The sequence below is a fragment of the Oscillibacter sp. CAG:155 genome, assembly GCA_000436875.1.
Taxonomy (GTDB): domain Bacteria; phylum Bacillota; class Clostridia; order Oscillospirales; family Oscillospiraceae; genus Oscillibacter.
This window is the reverse complement of record FR890937.1, coordinates 21,959-24,095: the sequence shown is the minus strand read 5'-3', so window position 1 is coordinate 24,095 and position 2,137 is coordinate 21,959. Positions and strand designations below refer to the sequence as shown.

Sequence of the window (2,137 nt, the reverse complement as noted above, 5' to 3'; positions counted from 1 at the left end):
GCGCCAGCCACTGCAAAAGCAAAAAAAACCCCAGCCGATTGGCTGGTGTTTTTTTTGGAGGTGACACCCGGATTTGAACCGGGGAATCAGGGTTTTGCAGACCCTTGCCTTACCACTTGGCTATGTCACCATCTGGGGACATCTATATTATATGCAAACCTTCCGGAAAAGTCCACACTTATTTTTGAATTGCGATGCCCACACTCTCGTGTGGGCATCGCATCTGGAGCGGGCAACGAGGCTCGAACTCGCTACCTCCACCTTGGCAAGGTGGCGCTCTACCAGATGAGCTATGCCCGCAAATGGTGCCCAGAGCCGGAATCGAACCAGCGACACGAGGATTTTCAGTCCTCTGCTCTACCAACTGAGCTATCTGGGCAGGTTTCCCAAGAAGCAAATGCTTCCTGGGAGATGGCGACCCGGAACGGGCTCGAACCGTCGACCTCTAGCGTGACAGGCTAGCGTTCTAACCAACTGAACTACCGGGCCATCTCAATAAGTGGTGGGAACAACTGGACTCGAACCAGTGACCCCCTGCTTGTAAGGCAGGTGCTCTAACCAGCTGAGCTATGCTCCCCGATTGCCGTTTTCGTCAGACGACAAAAGTTATTATACTGAGATGGACCCGGTTTGTCAACTGTATTTTTGAGATTTTTTAAACTTTTTTTCGCATGCCCGCCAGAAGCCCCTCCAGGTCCTGCCGGGAGAAGTGCTGCACGTTGTCGCAGAAGCGGCAGGTCAGCTCCGCCTCCCCCTGTTCATCCAGCAAGGACTGCAGCTCCGTGGGGCCCAGGCTGATAAGTGCCCGCTCCATCCGCTCGCGGCTGCAGTAGCAGCGGTACTCGATGGGACTGCGCTCCAGAATCTCCAGGTCAAAGTCAGACAGAGCCCGGCGCAGCATGCTCTCCGGATCGTCATCCTCCTGCAGGAGCTTCGTCACCGCCCCGGCAGCCAGGATGCTGCCTTCCACCTTTGTGATAATGTCTTCGCCGGCACCGGGCAGCAGCTGGATCAGGTAGCCGCCCGCCTTCAGCACGCTCTGGTCCCGATCTACCAGGACCCCCAGGCCGCACGCGGTGGGAATCTGCTCCGACTCCACAAAGTAGGCCGCCAAATCCTCGGCGATCTCGCCGCCGATGAGGCCCACGCTGCCCACATAGGGTTCTTTCATATTCAGGTCCCGGATCACGGTCAGCATGCCGTCCGTTCCCACGGCGCCGCCCACGTCCAGCTTGCCGTCGGGCCGCAGGGGCAGATCCACCGCCGGCTCATCCACCCGGCCCCGGACATTGCCCTGGTTGTCCGAAACCGCCAGAACCGTGCCCAGCGGACCGCCGCCCTTGATCTGCAGCGTCACGCTGGCGCCGTCCTCCTTCAGGGCGTTGCCCATCATGGAACAGGCTGCCAGGGCCCGTCCCAGAGCCGCTGTGGCCACCGGCAGCGTCTTATGAATCTGGCGGGCCCGCTCGGTCAAATCCCGGGTGGAGACCGCGGTTGCCTTTACAAAGCCATCCTTGCTGATGGCGCGGATCAGTTGGTCACTCATCGTCTGTGCTCCTTTATTCTCTCGCCGTGGTCCCACGGCAGTCTCGCCCTCCGCCCGTTTTATGGGCAGAGGGCGGGGAAATGCAGATTTCGCCAGACCTTCCCGGCATGTAATATGTTCAGCCGCAGGGCTCCTCCGCCGGGCGGACGGCCCGCACAATCCAGCGGTCCTCCTCCGGCTCCGGCGGGCGGTCCGTCAGATCTCCGGTGAACACGATGTCCCGGAAGCCTGCCTCCGACAAAAACAGCTCCAGCTCTTCCCGGCTCCAGGCCCGCTCCCGGTGCTCTTCAAAGTCCCGGTCCCAGGCGCCGTCCTGACGCTGACGGAACAGGTCCACCTGATAGGTGCACCCCTGCCGCTTTTCAGAGAAAAACGTCCGCCATACGCAGAAAGTCTCCTCCGTCTCGTCCATATACATCTGATGGTCCATCCGCCGGAGTTTCCAGGGGGTGTTCACATCAAACCAGAAGCTGCCCCCGGGCCGCAGCCAGCGGTACACCCGACGAAAAGTCTCCCGCAAGTCGGCGGGGCGGGTCAGATAGTTGAGGGAATCCACCGTGGCAATTACGGCAACTACCGCGCGGGGGAGGC

At 60.5% G+C, this 2,137-nt stretch carries 1 protein-coding gene, 5 tRNA genes and 1 pseudogene; all 7 read right to left on the bottom strand.

The genetic code is table 11. From position 1 onward, the window contains the following. Positions 1-55: 55 nt before the first annotated feature. Positions 56-130 (bottom strand) — tRNA-Cys (locus tag QZL67_RS07760). A 94-nt stretch (positions 131-224) separates the two neighbouring features. Continuing rightward, positions 225-300, bottom strand: a tRNA-Gly gene (locus QZL67_RS07755). A gap of 3 nt (positions 301-303) precedes the next feature. Then, positions 304-379, bottom strand: a tRNA-Phe gene (locus QZL67_RS07750). A gap of 33 nt (positions 380-412) precedes the next feature. Continuing rightward, positions 413-489, bottom strand: a tRNA-Asp gene (locus tag QZL67_RS07745). Between the two features lie 11 nt (positions 490-500). After that, positions 501-577 (bottom strand) — tRNA-Val (locus QZL67_RS07740). A 78-nt stretch (positions 578-655) separates the two neighbouring features. Continuing rightward, on the bottom strand, positions 656-1,546 hold the full coding sequence (gene hslO / locus QZL67_RS07735) for an Hsp33 family molecular chaperone HslO (RefSeq protein ID WP_022290157.1): 891 nt from the start codon (positions 1,544-1,546) through the stop codon (positions 656-658). Between the two features lie 118 nt (positions 1,547-1,664). Beyond that, positions 1,665-2,137, bottom strand: a pseudogene (locus QZL67_RS07730) (class I SAM-dependent methyltransferase); the annotation flags it as partial.